This is a genomic window from Sphingobacterium micropteri (assembly GCF_014692515.1).
In the GTDB taxonomy this organism is placed as follows: domain Bacteria; phylum Bacteroidota; class Bacteroidia; order Sphingobacteriales; family Sphingobacteriaceae; genus Sphingobacterium; species Sphingobacterium micropteri.
In genome coordinates, this window is record NZ_JACOIK010000001.1 from 556,676 (window position 1) to 574,726 (window position 18,051).

The window sequence follows — 18,051 nt, forward strand, 5'->3', positions numbered from 1 at the left end:
TATCTAGTGAAAAAAAGTAAAGGCTTGCGTTATGCAGGCCTTTCTCGTTTCTTCTGTTCAAAATATTGTTCTATTTCCGCGAGTGAGAAAGCATTTAGACAGCGTTCGGGAGATAATCCGCCCTTCCGTGCAACATATACACCATATTGCATGTCTTTTAAGCCTTCCATGCGGTGCGCATCGGGATTAATCGATAGCAAGACACCTTTTTCCAGAGCATATCTTTGCCAACGCCAATCCAAGTCGAGCCGCAATGGATTAGCGTTAATCTCTATAACCACCTGATTTGCTGCACAGGCATCTATTACTTTTTTGTAGTCAATAGGGTAGCCCGGTCTACTGAGTAGCAAGCGGCCTGTCGGATGCCCAAGGATAGTAGTATATGGATTCTCGATAGCCGTAACTAGCCGTTGGGTAGCTTTCTCTTCATCCATGCGTAGGTTGCTATGGATAGAGGCTACGACAAAATCAAATCTCGCAAGGATGTCGTCTGGGTAATCCAGACTGCCGTCGGATAGAATATCGGATTCTATTCCGCTGAAAATCCGAAAGGGAGCTAATTTATTGTTTAACCGCTCGATTTCCATCCATTGCTCTTGTAGCAGCGCTATGCTAAGACCGCTCGCATAAACGGCCGTCTTCGAATGGTCACAGATGCCAAAATAGCTCAATCCAAGTTCATCTCTGCAGTACATCGCCATTTGTTCCAACGAATGCACACCATCGCTATACGTCGAGTGATTATGCAGTGTGCCTTTTAAGTCTGCATACGTGATCAGCTCGGGCAATTGTCCGTTTTTCGCCCAATTTATTTCTCCAGCACCCTCTCGTAGTTCGGGTTCGATATACGATAATCCCAACGCTTCGTAGATTGCCTCCTCGGATGCAAGATTCGGCAAATTTGCTTGTATGGCTTGCAGTTCTTTTATATGTGTATCGTTGCCCGTTGTGCGTAGGAGGTCGAGCGCAAAACGCTCTTCAGTTGTCGATTGGATATCATAACGAACACCCAGTTCGTCGCTTAAATGAACTGTTGCCTCCAGCTGTTCTTCGATCGCGTAGGCGGGTGTGTCTTTTATAAAGGTCACCACCTCTTGAATAGGAGTGGTCGTCAATATATCAATGGAAGCAATGATTTCGCATTTACGTCGAAAATCTCCTGTGAAAGCATGTTGTTGGTCCGGAAAACGGGAAACCAGGCTACCCAAAAAGGTTGCCGCAATTTTTTCGATTCCTGCATACAGGAACAGACCCTGGTTAGCATTGGAAAACTCAATAGATTTACGAATTTCTTCTTGTGTTTTCAAACCGAAACCCTTTGCTTCCATTAGCCGGTTTTCATTGCAGGCATAGAGGAGTTCGCCGATAGATTCAATCTCCAGATCTTTCCAGATGGATCGAATCTTTTTGGGACCCAGCCCCTTTATCGTAAGCATAGCCAAAACACCTTCCGGAGTTTGGGCAATAAGGTTGTCCAATTCGGGAAATGAACCCGTCTCCAGAATCAACATAATCCTTTCGGCTGTGCTTTTACCAATGCCCGGTTGTGTACTGAGCTGATCGATGGTAGCGCTTGCTGCCGGAAATGGTAATTTATCAATCTTAAAGGAAGCAGAAGCCATGGCTTTTGTTCGAAACGGATTTTCGTTAAACAACTCCATGAGTTGACTGTATAACTTAAAAGTTTTGGCTATGGCTTTGTTTTCCATGATGATTAAGAATGATATTCGATTTCCGTTTCCTTTTCTATATCGGGTCGCTTATATTTATTGATAATAAGGCGGATACCGCTATTTTTGGTAAAAAATTTAATTGTCCAGTTAACAAAGGTCACCAATTTGTTCCTAAATCCAAAAATAGAAACCAGGTGGACAAACATCCAGGTTAGCCAAGCTAGAAATCCTTTCATGTGGAAACGGCCCATATCCACGACCGCTTTGTTTCGTCCGATAGTGGCCATAGCACCTTTGTCAAAATATTTAAAATCAGTCGCCTCTTGATTGTTCATATTTTTCAAGATGTGTTTAGCCACATAGGCGCCCTGTTGTTGTGCCGCAGGAGCCACGCCTGGAAGTCCTCTGGGGGTGTCTTCGGTAATCATCGCGGCAACGTCACCAATAGCATAGACATTTTCCATCCCACCCACGCGGCATTGGCCGTCTGTTTGTATACGATTACCGCGCTGAATAATTTCCGGATGTATGCCTGCGGGGAATTGTCCCATCACACCCGCACCCCAGATTACGGTCTTCGTCGGGATACTTTCTCCGTTGGAAAACGTAATCGTGTCACCATCATAGCCGGTTACCTGTGTGTTGAGTAATATATTTACACCAAGATCCCGCAGGTAGCGCTCCGCATCTTGCGAAGATTTTTCGGATAGGGCCGCTAATATTTTTCCGGTACCTTCTACGAGGTATACTTTCATTTCATTTTTCGATAGTTCCGGATAATCTTTTTTAAGCATGTGGAGCTGAATTTCGGCTATTGCTCCGGAAAGCTCTACTCCCGTAGGGCCACCACCTACTACTACAAAATTAAGAAAGCGTTCCCGATCATGGTAGTTCTTGCGGAGCACGGCCTCTTCCAAGTTTTGCAAAACATAACTGCGGATATGTAAAGCCTCATGAATACTTTTCATAGGCAAGGCATATTTCTCGACTTGCTTGTTGCCAAAGAAATTGGACGTAGCACCGGTCGCAATAACCAGATAATCGTAATCATAATCACCAACCGATGTTTTAACAATCTTTTGCACGTGATCTATTTCGGTGACGTCCGCCATTCTAAACCGAAAGTTCTGTTGTGATTTGAACATTTTACGGATAGGAAAGGAAATAGCGTCTGCTGCTAATGTTCCGGTAGCTACCTGGTACATCAGCGGCTGAAAAGTATGGAAGTTATTCCTATCGATCAACAATACTTCGACCTCCTTATCTTTCAAGCTTCTAGCGACCTCGACACCACCAAAACCACCCCCGATGATAATGACTCTCGGAAAGCTTCTTTCAGAACGATTTAATAACATGATAAACTAATTTTGTTCTATTTTGGGGCAAAAGTACGAAAACATAGCGTAAAAAAATGTGCTTTTATTATTGTAATGCTCCTTTGATTTTTAATCTTAATCCGTCGTTGTTGTTCGTAAGATGCAATTGACAGGCTAGCCTGCTTTCCATATCGGCATCTGGTAGTGTATCCAGCATGTCGAGCTCTTGATCCGTGGCATCCGGTAACGCGTCGCTGCCATTTAATACTTGCACATGGCAGGTTGCACACAAAGCCATGCCACCACAAGTGGCCAGAATATCGTATGCGGAAGCCTTCAATATTTCCATCACACTTAAATTGATATCTGTGGGAACTTCGATAGTCTGCGTTGCTCCATCACGATCTTCGACAGTAATATGAATGATGTTTTCCATTTTAGAATGCATTAACACCGTTTACAGTGGTGTATTTGAAACTTAACTTTTGATCCGGATAAACATATTTGAAAGCACTTTGGCACATCAAAGCAGCTTCGTGGTATCCACACAAAATTAATTTGAGTTTTCCCGGGTAGGTGTTGATATCGCCGATTGCATAGATGCGCTCCACGTTGGTCGCATAATCAAATGTGTCGACCTCGATCGCATTTTTATCAATATGCAATCCCCATTCCGCAATGGGACCCAGCTTGGGGCTTAACCCGTATAACGGAATAAAGTCTTCGGTAGGTACGATAACATTTTCTTTCTGTTTATTGGTCAGATGAATGTGTTCCAAATGGCCATTTCCGCCGAGCGAAACCAGATTATGTGATAACAACAGATTTATTTTTCCCTCCTGTGCAAGTCGATAAACTTTATCGGCAGAATCGGGCGCACCCCGGAAAGAATCGTTGCGATGCACCAGGGTGACTTCTTTTGCCACATTGGCCAAAAATACCGTCCAGTCGAGTGCGGAATCTCCGCCGCCAGCGATCACGATACGCTTGTCGCGGAAACGTTCCGGATCTTTGACCATATAGTGCACATGTGATTTTTCATAAAGCTCCAAATTGGTCAAATCAGGCTTACGCGGTTCAAAGCAGCCTAGCCCACCGGCAATGACCACCACTTGGCAATGAATGACCGTACCATCGGAACTGATGACATGATAAGAACCGTCGTCTTGCTTTTGCAAACTTTCCACGCGTTCCCCTAGTGTGAATGTGGGTTGGAAGGGTGCAATTTGTTCCATTTGTTGGTCGATAAGCTCCTGCGCTTTGATACTAGGGTAGCCCGGAATATCATAGATCGGCTTATGCGGATATATTTCCGAAAGCTGTCCGCCAACTTGAGGTAATACATCGATTAAATGACATCTCATTTTTAATAAGCCAGCTTCGAATACAGCGAATAAACCAACCGGGCCGGCCCCTATAATGCATATATCTGTTTTTATCATGGTGTGTTGTATTTATTTAATTATCGGGTTGTTGATTGCCGATTATGTTTATATATTCAAATTATTATATATCGTATCCAGTATTCTGGTGAAATTTTTGAAGTCCTCCTCAGAAAGATTTTCCCAGGCTTTCATACGAATCTGGGCTATCTCGGGAGAAAGTTCTTTTACCTTATTTTTGCCTTTAGCGGTAAGCTGTATAAGTAGACATCGCCTATCCTCCGGGTGGTTTACACGTTCCACTAATTCTTTTTTTATAATAATATCAACGATGCGGGTTAAAGTAGGTTGATCTTTTCCTGTTTTTTCCGCCAGCTCCTTGTGCGTCATCGGGTCTTCATTATATAACACTTTCAGGATAGACCATTGATCGATGGTAATATCGAAAGCTTTTTCTGAAAAGGAGGTTTGTGCATATTGTTTTACCCGTCTGGCGGTTCGATCCAACAAGAAAGAATATTGGGTATATTGTTCTTTTTTCATTTGAATAGTCTGTTTTTTTATGGCAATGAAGCTTGCATGAATGATTGATTTTTCTTTTTTGTACGATCATTCATACAGATTCTATGACAATTATTAGTGTGACAAGTAAATTTACGAAAAGATTAATATTCTACAAAAAAAAGCTTAGATTTTGTCTAAGCCTTTTCGGATATTATCCATGGATCCATTTAAATTTATATTGCATCTCGGGAATTTTTGTCCTTTCTGCCAACCTTGTCAAACGATCGGGCAATTTCATCAGATAGTCTCGTGCTTTTTCCCCTTTTTCGTTCAAGTCCGTCACTTTGTCGATAGCCCATTCGCGGTTAAGTTCCCGAAGAATATCGATATAGTCTAAGGCCGTGTATACTTCGATACGTTGTGCTGCATCGGAGAAATGTGCAAATGCTTCGCCTTGGGGTTCGCCGGCTTCCCGCATAAAATGGGCCGGCATCACGATCTTTTTACGCATCATGTCTTCGAAAGCGATCATGACCTCACTGGGATCTACCTTCATGGCATGGGTTATAAACGACATATAAGCTTTGGCATGCCGTGCTTCATCAGCGGCGATGACGCCACACATTTTCGCCAGTAGTTTATCCCCTGATTTTTTGGAAATGCCCGCTACCCGACGGTGCGACACGTTAGTCGCTAACTCTTGAAATGAGGTATAGACAAAATTGCGGTAGGGATCGGCGCCTGTGCCGATGTCAAATCCATCTTGTATTAAATATTGGGTTGATATTTCAAATTGCCGCATATCGATGCGACCTGATAGGTACAGATATTTGTTCAGCAAATCGCCGTGACGATTTTCTTCCGCGGTCCACGCGCGTACCCATTTCATCCATCCACCTTGTTCATTTTTCTCGACGTCCTCGACCATCGTCAACCAGGACTCATAGGTGGGAAGGGCCTCCTCGGTAATGGTGTCACCGATAAGTACAGCAACTAAATCATAAGGAAGTTCTTTTGCACTTTCCTGCAGATCCCGCACTTCTTCGAAAAAAGTACCGCGCGAAGCATCCGGCAAGAAATCAGCTGGTTGCCACATTTCCTCTACCGGCTTTAGATACTCGCTCATTTCATTTAACATGAACGGCTCTAAATATGCCATAACCTCTTTTCTCGAGCCCTCAGGTATATTTAATGGTAATTCTTGCATAGCTTGTACAAAGATAACGAATTGAGCACAAAAAAAGAATACATCCTGTTGACGTGTTTTCGTACTTAATATACTAACTTTGTAGGATATTTAAGGAGTATAGACATTGAGAACTTTTGATATAGAGCAGATACGGGCGGATTTTCCGATTTTAGGTAGAGAAGTGAATGGGAAGCCATTGGTTTATTTTGACAATGGTGCCACGACACAAAAGCCGAAGCAGGTTATTGATGCCATTACACGTTATTATGCTGATATGAATAGTAATGTGCATCGTGGCGTGCATTATTTAAGTCAGATTTCCACCGACGCTTTCGAAGTAACACGTCGTAAAGTACAAGCATTCATCCACGCGAAGCATGAACACGAAATCATTATTACCAAGGGAACGACGGAGGCTATCAATATTGTTGCTTCATGCTACGGGCGTGCATTTATAAATGCTGAAGATGAAATTATCATTTCTGCCATGGAGCACCATTCGAATATTGTGCCTTGGCAAATGCTTTGCGATGAAAAAGGGTGTAAGCTACGTGTTATTCCCATGAATGATCGTGGAGAGCTGGATATAGAAGCTTACAAATCGCTGTTTTCGGAGCGGACCAAACTCGTTTCTTTCACCTATGTGTCCAACGCATTGGGGACCGTGAACCCTGTAAAAGAGATGATTGATATTGCGCATGAGCATAGTGTGCCCGTATTGGTTGATGGCGCACAAGCGATACAGCACGTCGCTATCGATGTACAGGCAGTGGATGTAGATTTCTTTGCTTTTTCGGGACATAAGATGTATGGTCCGACCGGGGTCGGCGTATTGTATGGGAAAGAGGAACTGTTGAATAAAATGCCTCCTTATCAAGGTGGCGGCGATATGATTAAGGACGTGACTTTTGAAAAGACCACCTATAATGAGCTGCCTTTTAAGTTTGAGGCAGGAACACCTAATATCGAGGCAGGGATTTGCCTGGGTGATGCTATAGATTACATCGAAAGTATCGGCTTAGAGGCGATCAAAGCTTATGAAGATGAACTGTTGGCTTACGCAACATCGCGTTTGTCGGAAATCGACGGAATCCGCTTTATCGGCACAGCAGCACATAAGTCTTCTGTTATTTCTTTTGTTGTGGATGGTGTGCATCCTTATGATATTGGTGTTATACTCGATAAATTGGGTGTGGCCGTAAGGACGGGACATCACTGTGCACAGCCGGTCATGAATGCTTTTGATATACCCGGTACCGTGCGGGTGTCATTGGCGATGTACAATACGAAAGAAGAGGTGGATATCTTAAGAGAAGGTTTGCAACGAGCGTTGCGAATGTTAGTATAAAAAAATGACGATAAACCAAATACAAGACGAACTCATTGAGGATTTTTCTTTTTATCAAGACTGGATGGAAAAATATGAATACATCATCCAATTGGGAAAAGAAGTTCCCTTGATTAAAGAAGAATACAAAAAAGACGATTATATTATTAAAGGATGTCAATCAAAAGTATGGCTATATCCGGAGTTGCGAGACGGGAAGGTATATTTTACCGCGGATAGTGATGCCATTATTACGAAAGGTTTGGTAAGTTTAATGGTAAAGGTACTTTCTGGACATACCCCACAGGAGATTGCACAGGCAGACCTTTATTTTATTGATGAGATCGGCTTGAAAGAACATCTTTCTCCTACACGTGCCAACGGTTTGTTGTCTATGGTAAAGCAAATGAAATTGTATGCCGTAGCGTTGCAAATGAGAGATTAAGATACTTTCCGTATCTATACGGAAATGTATTGTGCATGCACTTTTTCTCCAAAAAATATCGCTGCTTTCTCTTCAAAGTCCAGGGGATTATCCGTTGTGAAAAACTGCATGCGACCGTTTTTTGAACATACTTCTTCCACTTCGGGGTGGCGGTTAAAATAATCATCCAAACTATTGGCAATCAACCGGCCTTGCGGCAAGATTTGTATAGCAGATGGGGTGTGCTGACATATAAGCGGTAATAATAAGGGGTAGTGTGTGCAGGCAAGGATAAGTGTGTCGATCCGCGGGCTTTGTCCAAGTATCTGCGCTATATCCCTTTGGACAATTTTACTGACTATTTCACCGCTTATTTCATTTTTTTCAACAAGTGGTACCCATAATGGGCAGGCGTGTTGATATACTATTATTTCTGGGTGGAACTTTGTGATTTCTATTTTATAGGACTCGGATAATACTGTGCCCTGTGTGGCAAGCACACCGACTTCATTCGTTTTGGTGTATTGATGTATGGATTCCGTAGTTGGACGAATGACCCCCAATACTTTCTTTCCGGGTGGGAGATCGTGCTGTTGAATAGTTCGCAGTGCTTTTGCGGAAGCTGTGTTGCAAGCTAAAATGACAAGATTACAACCTAACTCAAAGAGTTTAAATACGCAAGCTTTTGTAAAATCATAAACTTCTTCAAATGGACGTGTGCCGTAAGGAACACGCGCATTATCTCCTAAGTAAATGTAATCGTATAACGGTAAAGCGTCCTTAATTTTACGAAATACGGTTAATCCACCGTAGCCAGAATCAAATATACCAATTGGGCCTTGCTTTGTTGTATCTATCATTATATCTTCACCGGCTTCTTTTGTTAAGCAAAGATGGTTTTTCTTTGTAAGTTTTCCAACTATAATATCGTTACCTTTGATGTGGAATGAAATTAGGAATAATAATTGTTAGGAAGAACAGGTATAATATATTTTCATCTATGAAGTTTTATTACGTTCTCGTCTTTGTATCATGCGTATGGATGGTGGCGACGTCGGTGGCGGAAGCTCAGGTTAAGAATCAACCTTATTCATACCAACACTATCAGAAATACGACGAACTTCTTTATTCCCCCAATACACGGATGCATACCGCCACTAAACCTTTTCTTTTCAAAGGAGATTTATTGACGAAGTATGATTCCATCCAAAGTTTAAATCAAGTGGATTCGGACAATCTTTTCCTGCGGAAGATATTCAATGAACATCTGGTGGATATTCAAAAAGAAGATCATAGCTTTTATTTGGATTTTTTGCCGGATTTCGTCATCGGAAAAGAAATGATCGGTGCGGATAAAAGAACGACTTGGTTAAATACCCGAGGTGTACAGTTGGGATTGAATATTAAGGATAAGTTTACTTTTTATGCGAATGCATTTGAAAATCAGGGTGTTTTTCCAAATTATCTTACGGATTATATCGATAGAGCAGGTGTGATTCCCGGACAGGGACATGTGAAAGACTTAGCGGGTAATAAAAAAGATTGGATGTATGCTACAGCGAACTTAAGCTATGACTTTAGTGACTACTTCCAGGCAACATTGGCGTATGACAAGAACCATATCGGAGATGGCTATCGTTCTTTGTTATTATCGGACTTTTCTTCAAATTACGCACATTTGAAATTCACGGGTAAGATAGGGAATGTGCAATATACATCGATTTGGGCGTATATGAACGACCCGAGAAATCCACGCATAGATTCGCTCAATTCCGGTGGCCGATTTGGTGACGGTAGTAAATGGGGGGCTTTCCAATATTTGGATTATAACGCCACAAATCGCTTGTCGGTTGGCTTTTTCCAAGCGGTTGTGTGGGCGAATCGTAACGAAGCGGGGCATCGTGGTTTTGATTTTAACTATGCTAATCCTATTATTTTCTTGCGTCCGGTGGAATCCAACAACTCGACTTCGCCTGATAAAATGTTCTTGGGGCTGAATGCTAAATATAAAGTACTGGATAACATGACGGCTTACGGACAATTTTTGTTAGGGGAGTTTACCGCCAAAGAGTTTTTTGCGGGCAACGGTTATGCACATAACAAATGGGGAACGCAGTTAGGGGTGAAAGGCTTTAATATATTTAAGGTGCAGAACCTTAATTTTATAGCGGAATATAATGTCGTAAGACCTTATACCTATCAACATTTTGTGTCGATTTCTAATTATAGTAATAACGGGGAACCGCTAGCGCACCCCCGAGGAGCTAATTTTAGAGAGTTGCTTGGTATGGTCAATTATTCATGGAATCGTTTCGATTTTTCGATACAGGGCCTGTACAGCCGGTATGGCACCGATCCTGACCATTTGACAAACATGGGCGGTGATATTTTTCAGTCCTATCGAACTATCCCCAATATGCATGGGAATTATATTGGGCAAGGTGTAAAGAACGACCTCTACTATGCCGATGTAAAAGCGGCGTATGTATTGAATCCAAAATATAACTTACGTTTCGAAGTAGGCTATACGCAGCGTTATAACCAGATAGCTGAATCGCCTACGGAGAAATCTGGTGTTATCAGTTTCGGTCTTCGGTCTTCGTTTCGTAATTTTTATGGCGATATATAAGTAAAAATTACTTTTTAATTTTTACTTTGCAATAGTATGAAGAAGATCATGATCATAAACGGTCCTAATTTAAATTTATTAGGAGTAAGGGAAAAAGATATCTACGGGAATCAAGATTTCGAATCTTTTTTTGGCGCCTTAAAGCAGCAGTATCCAGCTGTGGAACTTTCTTACTTTCAGAGCAATCACGAGGGCGGTATTATCGATACATTGCATGAGATTGGTTTTTCTTATGATGGTGTCGTGCTTAATGCAGGAGCCTATACGCACACCTCCGTTGCCATTGGCGATGCTATTGCTGGTATTACAACTCCTGTGGTTGAAGTCCATATATCCAACGTGCACAAGCGCGAAGCATTTCGGCATCATTCCTATCTTGCGCAAAACTGTGTCGGGGTAATTTGTGGTTTTGGCCTAAACAGTTATAAATTGGGAATAGAGAGTTTTTTATAGACCATCTATTCCCAATGGATTTATGCTTTCTGTTTCGGCTTTCGAAAAATAAGGTATAGACCGCCAATCATAAAGGGAATACTTAGTAATTGTCCCATATTAAACTTCATGCTGTCTTCAAAAGCTTCCTGGTTTTCTTTGTAAAATTCAAGCACAAACCGGGCACCGAATAACAGAACCAGGAATATACCAAATAGATAACCTGCTTTGGGTTTTGCATTCTTTTGGTACATCGTCCATAAAATGATGAAGATAATAACATAAGCAATTGCCTCATACAGTTGGGCCGGGTGGCGCGCTACCATATCGACCCGTTCAAAGACAACACCCCATGGCATCGCTGTTGGAAGTCCGATAATCTCCGAATTGAAAAAATTGCCTAACCGTACAAAAGCGCCTGCTAGTGGGACAACAATAATCAATCTATCGGTAATCCACATGAAATTTGTTTTCGTTTTTCGGGAAAACAACCACAACGCCAATAGAATACCAATAGCACCACCATGACTGGCAAGCCCTTGAAAGCCGGTCAGCTGGAAACTTCCGTCGACCATGCGGAAAGGGAGGATCATTTCCAGTGGATGTTGGCTGTAATAGTCAAACTCATAGAAAAGACAGTGGCCCAACCGTGCGCCGATTAACGTTCCTAAAAAGATATAAATACTTAATTGATCGAGCAGCTCCTGGGTTTTCCCTTCTCTTTTGAAAATTTTTAACATGAGGATATAGGATACTACAAAGGCAGCTAAAAAGCATAACGCGTAGTAGCGCAAGCCAAAAGAACCTATTTCAAAAATGATGGGATCTATATTCCAATGGATAACATTTAATATTGCGTGCATAAGTCTTCAATTGTGCGGTAAACCTAAATAAATTTATTTTTATATGCAATATAAGCATATGCATATAAAAATAATTATTCCTCAACCAATATTACATCAAATTTCTTATGCTATTTGGGTGAAATTCCTAACTTTGATAGGATGGGTGAGGAGTGAGGGTTAGAAAGTTAGGGAGTTAGAAAGTTAGAGAGTTAAGAGGTTGTATAATAAAGCTGTCACTGGTCAGAGATTACTGCTCACTGAATGAAATGATAATATGGCAAATAAAAAAGAAAAAGAAAAAAAGAAACATGTTTCCGTTGTCACGGATAAATCGTTAAAGTTTTTTGAAAAATACATCAATAACCCTTCACCAACCGGTTTTGAATGGGAAGGCCAACGCTTATGGTTAGATTATCTGAAACCTTATGTGGACAAAACCTATATCGACAATTACGGTACGGCGGTGGGTATCATCAATCCGGATGCCGCGTATAAAGTAGTTATAGAAGCCCATGCCGATGAAATATCGTGGTTTGTTAATTATATTACCAAAGACGGGCTGATATACGTGATCCGGAATGGGGGCTCTGATCATCAGATTGCCCCGTCAAAACGCGTACATATTCATACGGATAAGGGAACGGTGAAAGCGGTTTTTGGATGGCCTGCTATACACACGCGTTCGGGCGAGAAGGAGGATGCGCCCTCCTTGAAGAACATCTTTTTGGATTGTGGTGCAACTTCCAAAGAAGAGGTGGAAGAGATGGGGATTCATGTAGGCTGTGTGGTGACTTATGAAGATGAATTTATGGTGCTTAACGATCGCTATTACGTCGGACGCGCATTAGATAACCGTGCCGGAGGCTTTATGGTCGCGGAAGTAGCGCGTTTGTTAAAACAGCATAAGAAAAAACTACCTTTTGGTTTATATATCGTGAATGCAGTGCAGGAAGAAATCGGTTTACGTGGGGCAGAGATGATTACCCATTACATTAAACCGAACCTTGCGATTGTGACGGATGTAACGCACGATACACAAACGCCCATGATTAATAAAATTACGCAGGGCGATTTGGCTTGTGGTCAAGGCCCCGTATTGTCTTACGCACCTGCGGTGCAGATCAATTTGAACCGATTGTTGATCGACGTGGCGAAGGAGAACGACATTCCGTTTCAGCGGCAGGCGTCATCCCGTTTCACCGGAACGGATACCGATGCTTTTGCTTATTCCAATGGAGGGGTTCCTTCTGCCTTGATATCCTTGCCGCTGCGTTATATGCATACGACAGTCGAAATGGTGCATAAAGAAGATCTGGATAATGTTATACGGCTTATTTATGAAGTGTTGCTGAAAATTGAAGATGGGCAGGACTTTAGGAGTTTTATCGTTTAATTCCCGCCTGTATTTTCATCGGTTTCCGTAACAGGGTGGATTTTACATTTTTAATTTTACAGTTTTAATTTTTATTTTGAAATGGACTTGAAGAACAATAACAACGAAGAAGCAGAGAATAATGAACTGAGTATAGAATTGAGTGAAGAGATTGCGGAAGGTACGTATAGTAACCTTGCGATTATTACACATTCTAGCTCTGAATTTGTAGTGGATTTTATTCGCATCATGCCCGGAATACCGAAAGCAAAGGTTAAATCCAGAATTATTTTAACACCAGAGCACGCTAAGCGGCTGTTAGGCGCATTGCAGGATAATGTGAGTCGGTTTGAGGCGGCCAATGGTGCGATCAAAGCAGGGGAGCCCGGGCTGCCATTAAATTTCGGAGGTCCAAAAGGGGAGGCGTAGAATGGATATAGCGGTTAGAAATTTAACGATAGAGGACTACAAGGATTTAAAGCGCTCGATGGAGAAGGCTTATGGTGGTGATACGGGCGATGTGTGGACGCGGGAAAACATAGTAGATCTAATCGAAGTCTTTCCCGAGGGGCAACTGTGTGTGGAGGTAGACAGGCGCGTCGTAGCCTGTGCACTTTCGTTGATCATCGATTCGAAGAAAACTAATATTTACCAGAAATATTATGAGATTATCGACGATGGAAAGTTTTCGACCCACGATTATGAAGGGGATATCCTCTATGGAATTGAGGTATTTGTACATCCTGATTTTCGGTCATTGCGTTTAGGTAGACGTCTGTACGACGCACGGAAAGAGCTATGTGAGCAAATGAACCTTCGGGGTATCGTTGCGGGCGGGCGTATACCGAATTACCATGCGTATGCGGATAAAATAACACCGCGGACCTATATCGAAAAAGTAAAGCGGAAAGAGATTTTTGACCCGACACTGACGTTTCAGCTGTCCAATGATTTTCACGTTTCCAAGATTCTGAAGAATTATCTTCCGGAAGATAAGGAGTCCAATGAATTTGCGACCCTATTGCAATGGGATAATATTTATTATGATCCTGATGCTATTTCTTCGTCAGCTTCCAAACAAACTACACGATTAGGATTGGTGCAATGGCAGATGCGGCTGTTTAAAGATATAAACGACTTTTACGAGCAAGTGGAGTTCTTTGTGGATGCGGTGAGTGACTATGGATCGGATTTTGTGATGTTTCCGGAATTTTTCAATACGCCGTTGATGAGCCCATACAATGATCTACCCGAGCGTGCTGCTATGGAGAAACTTGCGGAATTAACCAGCGAAATTGTGGAAAAGCTGCAGGAATTTGCCGTATCTTATAATGTTAATATTATCGCCGGATCCATGCCGATCATGGAATATAAGAAACTGTATAATGCGTCTTATCTATGCCACCGAAATGGAAAAGTGGATGTGCATAAAAAGATTCACATTACGCCCAATGAGTTTAAGTATTATGGGATGGTCGGTGGAAACGAAATCAAGGTGTTTGATACGGATTGTGGTAAGGTTGGACTCTTGATATGTTATGATGTGGAATTTCCGGAAGTCAGCCGGATTATGGCAGACCAGGGCATGCAAATACTTTTTGTGCCCTACATGACGGATACCCAAAATGGTTATTTGCGGGTAAGGGCTTGTGCGCAGGCGCGCGCTATCGAAAATGAATGTTATGTAGCCATAGCCGGGTGTGTTGGGAATCTACCGCGCGTCAATAATATGGATATTCAATATTCGCAATCTGCGGTGTTTACCCCGTCAGATTTTGCATTTCCCAACAATGGCATCAAAGCCGAGGCGACACCCAACACCGAAATGGTATTGATAGCAGATGTCGATTTATATGCTCTCCGGGATTTGCACGAATATGGCACGGTAAAAATACTGAAGGACAGAAGAAAGGATCTATATGAGGTGAATCTCCTAAAATAAGGAGATTCACTATTTCACATGGAGGATTTGCTGGAGCTGTAGGCGGTTTTGTAATTGGAACTTATTTTGATGTGGGCAAAATATTATATAAAGGATATAATCAGTTGCAACATGAGGCTGGTGTTTGGAAAAATAATCTGATTAGAAGTACAATTTCATCAAAATATTATTCACCATTTTAATTTGAAAATCCAAATAGCCGTTTCTAAAAATTCACGTGAACTATGCTTATAAAAGAAAATTATATTTGCCATTTGAAGTCAGCTAAATCATGGTTGTTTGTGCTTATCCTATTAATTGGTGTGGCTTATCTGTCTATAAGATATCTAGGGATAGAAAGTAAGGAAAGTCTGTGGATACTCATTCCGGCTATATTACTTACAGTGTTCCCGGGGATGGTGGTACAGCTCTGGTACACCCAAAAGAGTAGAGGGACAACAATTGAATTAGAAGATTCGCAGCTCACCTATTCAAAAGATGACTATTCGGTTATCTATACCTATAATGATATCGAGATAATAATGTGTAATAAAACAGCCTCTTATAATACAGGACGTTATACGGCAGGGCTTGAACGGTTTTGGAACCTCCAAGTTTTTACAAATGATGGGCAGACCTTTTTTATCACATGTTTAATGTACTCTGATCTTGATGAGTTGATTGCTTTTTTTAGTGAAAAGAGAATTGACATAAAAGTAAATAACGGTTCTATTGGATTTAAAAACAGTAAGCCAACGAATGAGCTAAAGTAATTCCCTGTTCCAATACCTCAACACCCCATCAACAGATTTCTTCTGGAGCAAAGCATATCTTGAGCCGCAAAGTATTTTGATGCACTTTTCCAGTTCACTTATCTGAAAAACTACAGTAGAATGTGTGATGAGCCTTTTATAGATTTCTAGGGCATTCCGTTCTTGGCCGAAATATCCTTCATCAATCCATGTTTTCAAGAGTTTCAACAGTTCCTGGTTTGTTTTCCGTGTGCTTCCTTTCGGTGCTTTTGGCTTTTTCCAGATGATACGTGTGCCTTCTCCTTCATCGGAGTATATGATATGGGAGAATCCCTTGTAGCCGGCGTCATCTACAGCTTTCGTATGGTAAAGTTGAATATTACCCGGCTCCGTACCATTGGGAATAATTGCGGAGAAGGTACAGTTCAAGATGTAGGGGAGCAAGTCTATCTGATCTTCGTTAAAACGATTTTTGTCACTGGGCTTGACGATAAACCCAAAAACATAGTTATTGGGTTTCCCCAATAGAAAAGAAAGCTCGTCGTCCGTCATGCCCATCTCGTTCAATTGCTCGATGACTCGGCAGATAATAACATAATCCATCCGCGCCATAATGACGTCAGGTTTGTCTGCTTTGCGTATAGATGGTTTTTGCAGGACTTCTATCAATGGATATTAAATTGAATAAATTAAAATATCTGGGTATTCTAAAACCAATTCACCACTCGTAATCCATTGACTTCATTGAAATGCTTGTCTCTTGTGACCAAAATATAGCCATACTGTTTTGCGACAGCAGCTATCCAGATGTCGTTTTCGGGAATCGGCTTACCTTTTTCTAACAATTCAGCTTTGATCATGCCATAAGTGCCAGAAGTTTTTGCATCTGCACCTATCACATTACATCGTTTCAAAAAGCTGTTTATTTCCGATTTGTGCTTCTTGAGATTTGTCGAACGATAAGCACCGAGCAACAACTCTCCAAGCACTACATATGGAATGTCAACCATGTCTCTATCCTCTAGATTGGCTATTATAGCTTCATTGCCCTTGAATAGTTCAATGACTATATTCGTGTCCAAAAGGATATTACTTCCAGTCATCTGGATTGATGGTTTCGCAGGATTCCTCTATGATGTTCTCTATTTCGGCAGCTTCTTCCTTACTCCATATACCTGAAAACTCGCGGAAAGCAGATTTTGTCTTTGTTACTTTACGATCCTCTTTTTTTTCTTTTTTCAAAAAGTTCTCAATAGTAGCTAAAGTAGATTCGCTATTTAACTTCAATATCTCTTCGATGATATGTAGTTTCCTTGCTTCTGATACCATATTGTACCTCACTTTCTTCGTTTATCCTCAAATTTACAAATTATTTCCCAAACCCCTCCCAAACCTTTTTGATCACGGCTTTTTCGTTGGCGTCTTTGGTTGAGAGGTGCTTATACAATTTATCAAGGTCTTCCAGCACATCGGCTTTTGGTGACGCTTTTATACCTTCCAGCACGCGACGTACAAATGCAGGATCGGATAAGGAAACGACCACTTTGTCTACTTTCTCATGCGAGTCACTGACTTCCCAGTTATCCGGCGGAATTAAATCGGATAGTTCACATCCCAGTTCAGCAGCTATAAGCGGATAGTCGGCGGAGTTGTATTGGTTAGGTGTATTTTGATTCTCCATATTAGTTACGTATCCCTCACTTTTTTTGATATCCAAAGATAACTGGTAGGCAGACTTTCCCAAAACAAGTCTTTTGAATTTTATCGTATTCAGTATGTAAAGTGATAACCTATTAATTTTTTCCATTGCAGCATTTTACACTGCATTTGCTTAGTATTAATATTTTGTATACAGCTTAAAAATTTGTAATAATCGAATTTATGATTATATTTGTATCATGATGACAGCTCATAATGCTGTCACCTATTGATTTATTTGGCTATTGATGCTGAATCTTGCTATCGAAAACCTAGGAAATTTTCATTGTACGCAAGTTCGGGAGATCAATGCCTAATCTCTACCTTTGTAGCACAAGGAGAGATGGGCATTCTCTTGTTTTCGTACAAAGGTCTCCTTGGAATTGCAACTTAAATTAGGAGACTTTTTTATGCTGCCATTTTTTCTTTTTCCAATAGCATCTCTTCGATCTGCTTAGGGGTTTTATACCCCAGAGCAGAATGTATTCTTTGGGTATTGTAAAATCCTTCAATGTATCCAAAGATTTCCAATTTAGCTGACTGCTGATCCATGAATTTTCTATGGTAGACCATTTCAGCTTTTAATG

At 41.4% G+C, this 18,051-nt stretch carries 21 protein-coding genes; 8 read left to right on the forward strand and 13 right to left on the reverse strand.

The features are described from left to right. Nucleotides 1-29 precede the first annotated feature (29 nt). From H8B06_RS02470 to H8B06_RS02495, 6 genes are all read right to left on the reverse strand, one after another. Nucleotides 30-1,709 (reverse strand): DNA polymerase/3'-5' exonuclease PolX, encoded by a 1,680-nt coding sequence (locus H8B06_RS02470; protein ID WP_190992676.1) that lies wholly within the window; start codon nucleotides 1,707-1,709, stop codon nucleotides 30-32. 5 nt (nucleotides 1,710-1,714) lie between these two features. Continuing rightward, nucleotides 1,715-3,028 (reverse strand): NAD(P)/FAD-dependent oxidoreductase, encoded by a 1,314-nt coding sequence (locus H8B06_RS02475; protein WP_190992677.1) that lies wholly within the window; start codon nucleotides 3,026-3,028, stop codon nucleotides 1,715-1,717. 67 nt (nucleotides 3,029-3,095) lie between these two features. Next, on the reverse strand, nucleotides 3,096-3,425 hold the full coding sequence (locus H8B06_RS02480; protein WP_190992678.1) for a 2Fe-2S iron-sulfur cluster-binding protein: 330 nt from the start codon (nucleotides 3,423-3,425) through the stop codon (nucleotides 3,096-3,098). Nucleotide 3,426: 1 nt separating this feature from the next. Continuing rightward, complete coding sequence (locus H8B06_RS02485) at nucleotides 3,427-4,431, reverse strand: NAD(P)/FAD-dependent oxidoreductase (protein ID WP_190992679.1); 1,005 nt, start codon at nucleotides 4,429-4,431, stop codon at nucleotides 3,427-3,429. A 48-nt stretch (nucleotides 4,432-4,479) separates the two neighbouring features. Further along, nucleotides 4,480-4,914 carry a MarR family winged helix-turn-helix transcriptional regulator gene (locus H8B06_RS02490; RefSeq protein ID WP_190992680.1) on the reverse strand — a complete coding sequence of 145 codons (435 nt, stop codon included), beginning with the start codon at nucleotides 4,912-4,914 and terminating at the stop codon, nucleotides 4,480-4,482. Between the two features lie 172 nt (nucleotides 4,915-5,086). After that, a complete protein-coding gene (locus H8B06_RS02495; RefSeq protein WP_190992681.1) occupies nucleotides 5,087-6,082 on the reverse strand; it encodes an acyl-ACP desaturase in 996 nt (331 codons plus the stop codon). A 106-nt stretch (nucleotides 6,083-6,188) separates the two neighbouring features. Between H8B06_RS02495 and H8B06_RS02500 the strand changes: the two genes are divergently transcribed. Beyond that, nucleotides 6,189-7,412, forward strand: coding sequence for a cysteine desulfurase (locus tag H8B06_RS02500; protein ID WP_190992682.1), 1,224 nt, complete (start codon nucleotides 6,189-6,191; stop codon nucleotides 7,410-7,412). Between the two features lie 4 nt (nucleotides 7,413-7,416). Then, a complete protein-coding gene (locus H8B06_RS02505; RefSeq protein ID WP_190992683.1) occupies nucleotides 7,417-7,836 on the forward strand; it encodes a SufE family protein in 420 nt (139 codons plus the stop codon). Nucleotides 7,837-7,850: 14 nt separating this feature from the next. On the opposite strand, the gene murI is transcribed toward H8B06_RS02505, so the two are convergent. Then, nucleotides 7,851-8,675: a glutamate racemase gene (murI, locus tag H8B06_RS02510; RefSeq protein WP_190992684.1), complete on the reverse strand. Its 825-nt coding sequence runs from the start codon at nucleotides 8,673-8,675 to the stop codon at nucleotides 7,851-7,853. A gap of 140 nt (nucleotides 8,676-8,815) precedes the next feature. Between murI and H8B06_RS02515 the strand changes: the two genes are divergently transcribed. Both H8B06_RS02515 and aroQ read left to right on the forward strand, forming a co-directional pair. After that, entirely contained in the window at nucleotides 8,816-10,444 is a 1,629-nt protein-coding gene (locus tag H8B06_RS02515; RefSeq protein ID WP_190992685.1) for a gliding motility protein RemB, read from the forward strand. Nucleotides 10,445-10,480: 36 nt separating this feature from the next. Continuing rightward, the gene (gene aroQ / locus H8B06_RS02520) at nucleotides 10,481-10,897 is read left to right on the forward strand and encodes a type II 3-dehydroquinate dehydratase (RefSeq protein ID WP_190992686.1); all 417 of its coding nucleotides are present in this window, start codon (nucleotides 10,481-10,483) and stop codon (nucleotides 10,895-10,897) included. A gap of 20 nt (nucleotides 10,898-10,917) precedes the next feature. Here aroQ and lgt read toward each other — a convergent pair whose 3' ends face one another. Beyond that, nucleotides 10,918-11,739, reverse strand: a complete 822-nt coding sequence (lgt, locus tag H8B06_RS02525) for a prolipoprotein diacylglyceryl transferase (RefSeq protein WP_130140664.1) — start codon at nucleotides 11,737-11,739, stop codon at nucleotides 10,918-10,920. 256 nt (nucleotides 11,740-11,995) lie between these two features. Here lgt and H8B06_RS02530 point away from each other — a divergent pair, with 256 nt between their 5' ends. The 4 genes from H8B06_RS02530 (at nucleotide 11,996) to H8B06_RS02545 (ending at nucleotide 15,787) form a co-directional block, all read left to right on the forward strand. Continuing rightward, nucleotides 11,996-13,114 (forward strand): M42 family metallopeptidase, encoded by a 1,119-nt coding sequence (locus tag H8B06_RS02530; protein WP_190992687.1) that lies wholly within the window; start codon nucleotides 11,996-11,998, stop codon nucleotides 13,112-13,114. Between the two features lie 81 nt (nucleotides 13,115-13,195). Beyond that, on the forward strand, nucleotides 13,196-13,522 hold the full coding sequence (locus H8B06_RS02535; RefSeq protein WP_190992688.1) for a DUF3467 domain-containing protein: 327 nt from the start codon (nucleotides 13,196-13,198) through the stop codon (nucleotides 13,520-13,522). A 1-nt stretch (nucleotide 13,523) separates the two neighbouring features. Then, entirely contained in the window at nucleotides 13,524-15,035 is a 1,512-nt protein-coding gene (locus tag H8B06_RS02540) for a carbon-nitrogen hydrolase family protein (RefSeq protein WP_190992689.1), read from the forward strand. Between the two features lie 254 nt (nucleotides 15,036-15,289). Then, nucleotides 15,290-15,787, forward strand: coding sequence for a hypothetical protein (locus tag H8B06_RS02545; RefSeq protein ID WP_223857427.1), 498 nt, complete (start codon nucleotides 15,290-15,292; stop codon nucleotides 15,785-15,787). On the opposite strand, the gene H8B06_RS02550 is transcribed toward H8B06_RS02545, so the two are convergent. From H8B06_RS02550 to H8B06_RS20935, 5 genes are all read right to left on the reverse strand, one after another. Then, nucleotides 15,779-16,435, reverse strand: a complete 657-nt coding sequence (locus H8B06_RS02550) for a hypothetical protein (protein ID WP_190992691.1) — start codon at nucleotides 16,433-16,435, stop codon at nucleotides 15,779-15,781. The two genes, H8B06_RS02545 and H8B06_RS02550, sit on opposite strands and share 9 nt — an antisense overlap. 38 nt (nucleotides 16,436-16,473) lie before the next feature. After that, nucleotides 16,474-16,869 carry a type II toxin-antitoxin system VapC family toxin gene (locus tag H8B06_RS02555; protein ID WP_190992692.1) on the reverse strand — a complete coding sequence of 132 codons (396 nt, stop codon included), beginning with the start codon at nucleotides 16,867-16,869 and terminating at the stop codon, nucleotides 16,474-16,476. After that, nucleotides 16,856-17,095: a hypothetical protein gene (locus tag H8B06_RS02560; protein WP_190992693.1), complete on the reverse strand. Its 240-nt coding sequence runs from the start codon at nucleotides 17,093-17,095 to the stop codon at nucleotides 16,856-16,858. The genes H8B06_RS02555 and H8B06_RS02560 overlap by 14 nt, the downstream gene beginning before the upstream one ends. Before the next feature lie 40 nt (nucleotides 17,096-17,135). Further along, complete coding sequence (locus tag H8B06_RS02565) at nucleotides 17,136-17,573, reverse strand: hypothetical protein (protein WP_190992694.1); 438 nt, start codon at nucleotides 17,571-17,573, stop codon at nucleotides 17,136-17,138. A gap of 299 nt (nucleotides 17,574-17,872) precedes the next feature. Continuing rightward, complete coding sequence (locus H8B06_RS20935) at nucleotides 17,873-18,037, reverse strand: IS3 family transposase (protein ID WP_223857436.1); 165 nt, start codon at nucleotides 18,035-18,037, stop codon at nucleotides 17,873-17,875. Nucleotides 18,038-18,051: the final 14 nt, after the last annotated feature.

Bases quoted from the DNA above. Each gene is read 5' to 3' on its own strand.
- H8B06_RS02470 (WP_190992676.1), bottom strand. From the start codon at position 1,709: ATGGAAAACAAAGCCATAGCCAAAACTTTTAAGTTATACAGTCAACTC.
- H8B06_RS02475 (WP_190992677.1), bottom strand. From the start codon at position 3,028: ATGTTATTAAATCGTTCTGAAAGAAGCTTTCCGAGAGTCATTATCATC.
- H8B06_RS02480 (WP_190992678.1), bottom strand. From the start codon at position 3,425: ATGGAAAACATCATTCATATTACTGTCGAAGATCGTGATGGAGCAACG.
- H8B06_RS02485 (WP_190992679.1), bottom strand. From the start codon at position 4,431: ATGATAAAAACAGATATATGCATTATAGGGGCCGGCCCGGTTGGTTTA.
- H8B06_RS02490 (WP_190992680.1), bottom strand. From the start codon at position 4,914: ATGAAAAAAGAACAATATACCCAATATTCTTTCTTGTTGGATCGAACC.
- H8B06_RS02495 (WP_190992681.1), bottom strand. From the start codon at position 6,082: ATGCAAGAATTACCATTAAATATACCTGAGGGCTCGAGAAAAGAGGTT.
- H8B06_RS02505 (WP_190992683.1), top strand. From the start codon at position 7,417: ATGACGATAAACCAAATACAAGACGAACTCATTGAGGATTTTTCTTTT.
- murI (WP_190992684.1), bottom strand. From the start codon at position 8,675: ATGATAGATACAACAAAGCAAGGCCCAATTGGTATATTTGATTCTGGC.
- H8B06_RS02515 (WP_190992685.1), top strand. From the start codon at position 8,816: ATGAAGTTTTATTACGTTCTCGTCTTTGTATCATGCGTATGGATGGTG.
- aroQ (WP_190992686.1), top strand. From the start codon at position 10,481: ATGAAGAAGATCATGATCATAAACGGTCCTAATTTAAATTTATTAGGA.
- lgt (WP_130140664.1), bottom strand. From the start codon at position 11,739: ATGCACGCAATATTAAATGTTATCCATTGGAATATAGATCCCATCATT.
- H8B06_RS02530 (WP_190992687.1), top strand. From the start codon at position 11,996: ATGGCAAATAAAAAAGAAAAAGAAAAAAAGAAACATGTTTCCGTTGTC.
- H8B06_RS02535 (WP_190992688.1), top strand. From the start codon at position 13,196: ATGGACTTGAAGAACAATAACAACGAAGAAGCAGAGAATAATGAACTG.
- H8B06_RS02540 (WP_190992689.1), top strand. From the start codon at position 13,524: ATGGATATAGCGGTTAGAAATTTAACGATAGAGGACTACAAGGATTTA.
- H8B06_RS02555 (WP_190992692.1), bottom strand. From the start codon at position 16,869: ATGACTGGAAGTAATATCCTTTTGGACACGAATATAGTCATTGAACTA.
- H8B06_RS02560 (WP_190992693.1), bottom strand. From the start codon at position 17,095: ATGGTATCAGAAGCAAGGAAACTACATATCATCGAAGAGATATTGAAG.
- H8B06_RS02565 (WP_190992694.1), bottom strand. From the start codon at position 17,573: ATGGAAAAAATTAATAGGTTATCACTTTACATACTGAATACGATAAAA.
- H8B06_RS20935 (WP_223857436.1), bottom strand. From the start codon at position 18,037: ATGGTCTACCATAGAAAATTCATGGATCAGCAGTCAGCTAAATTGGAA.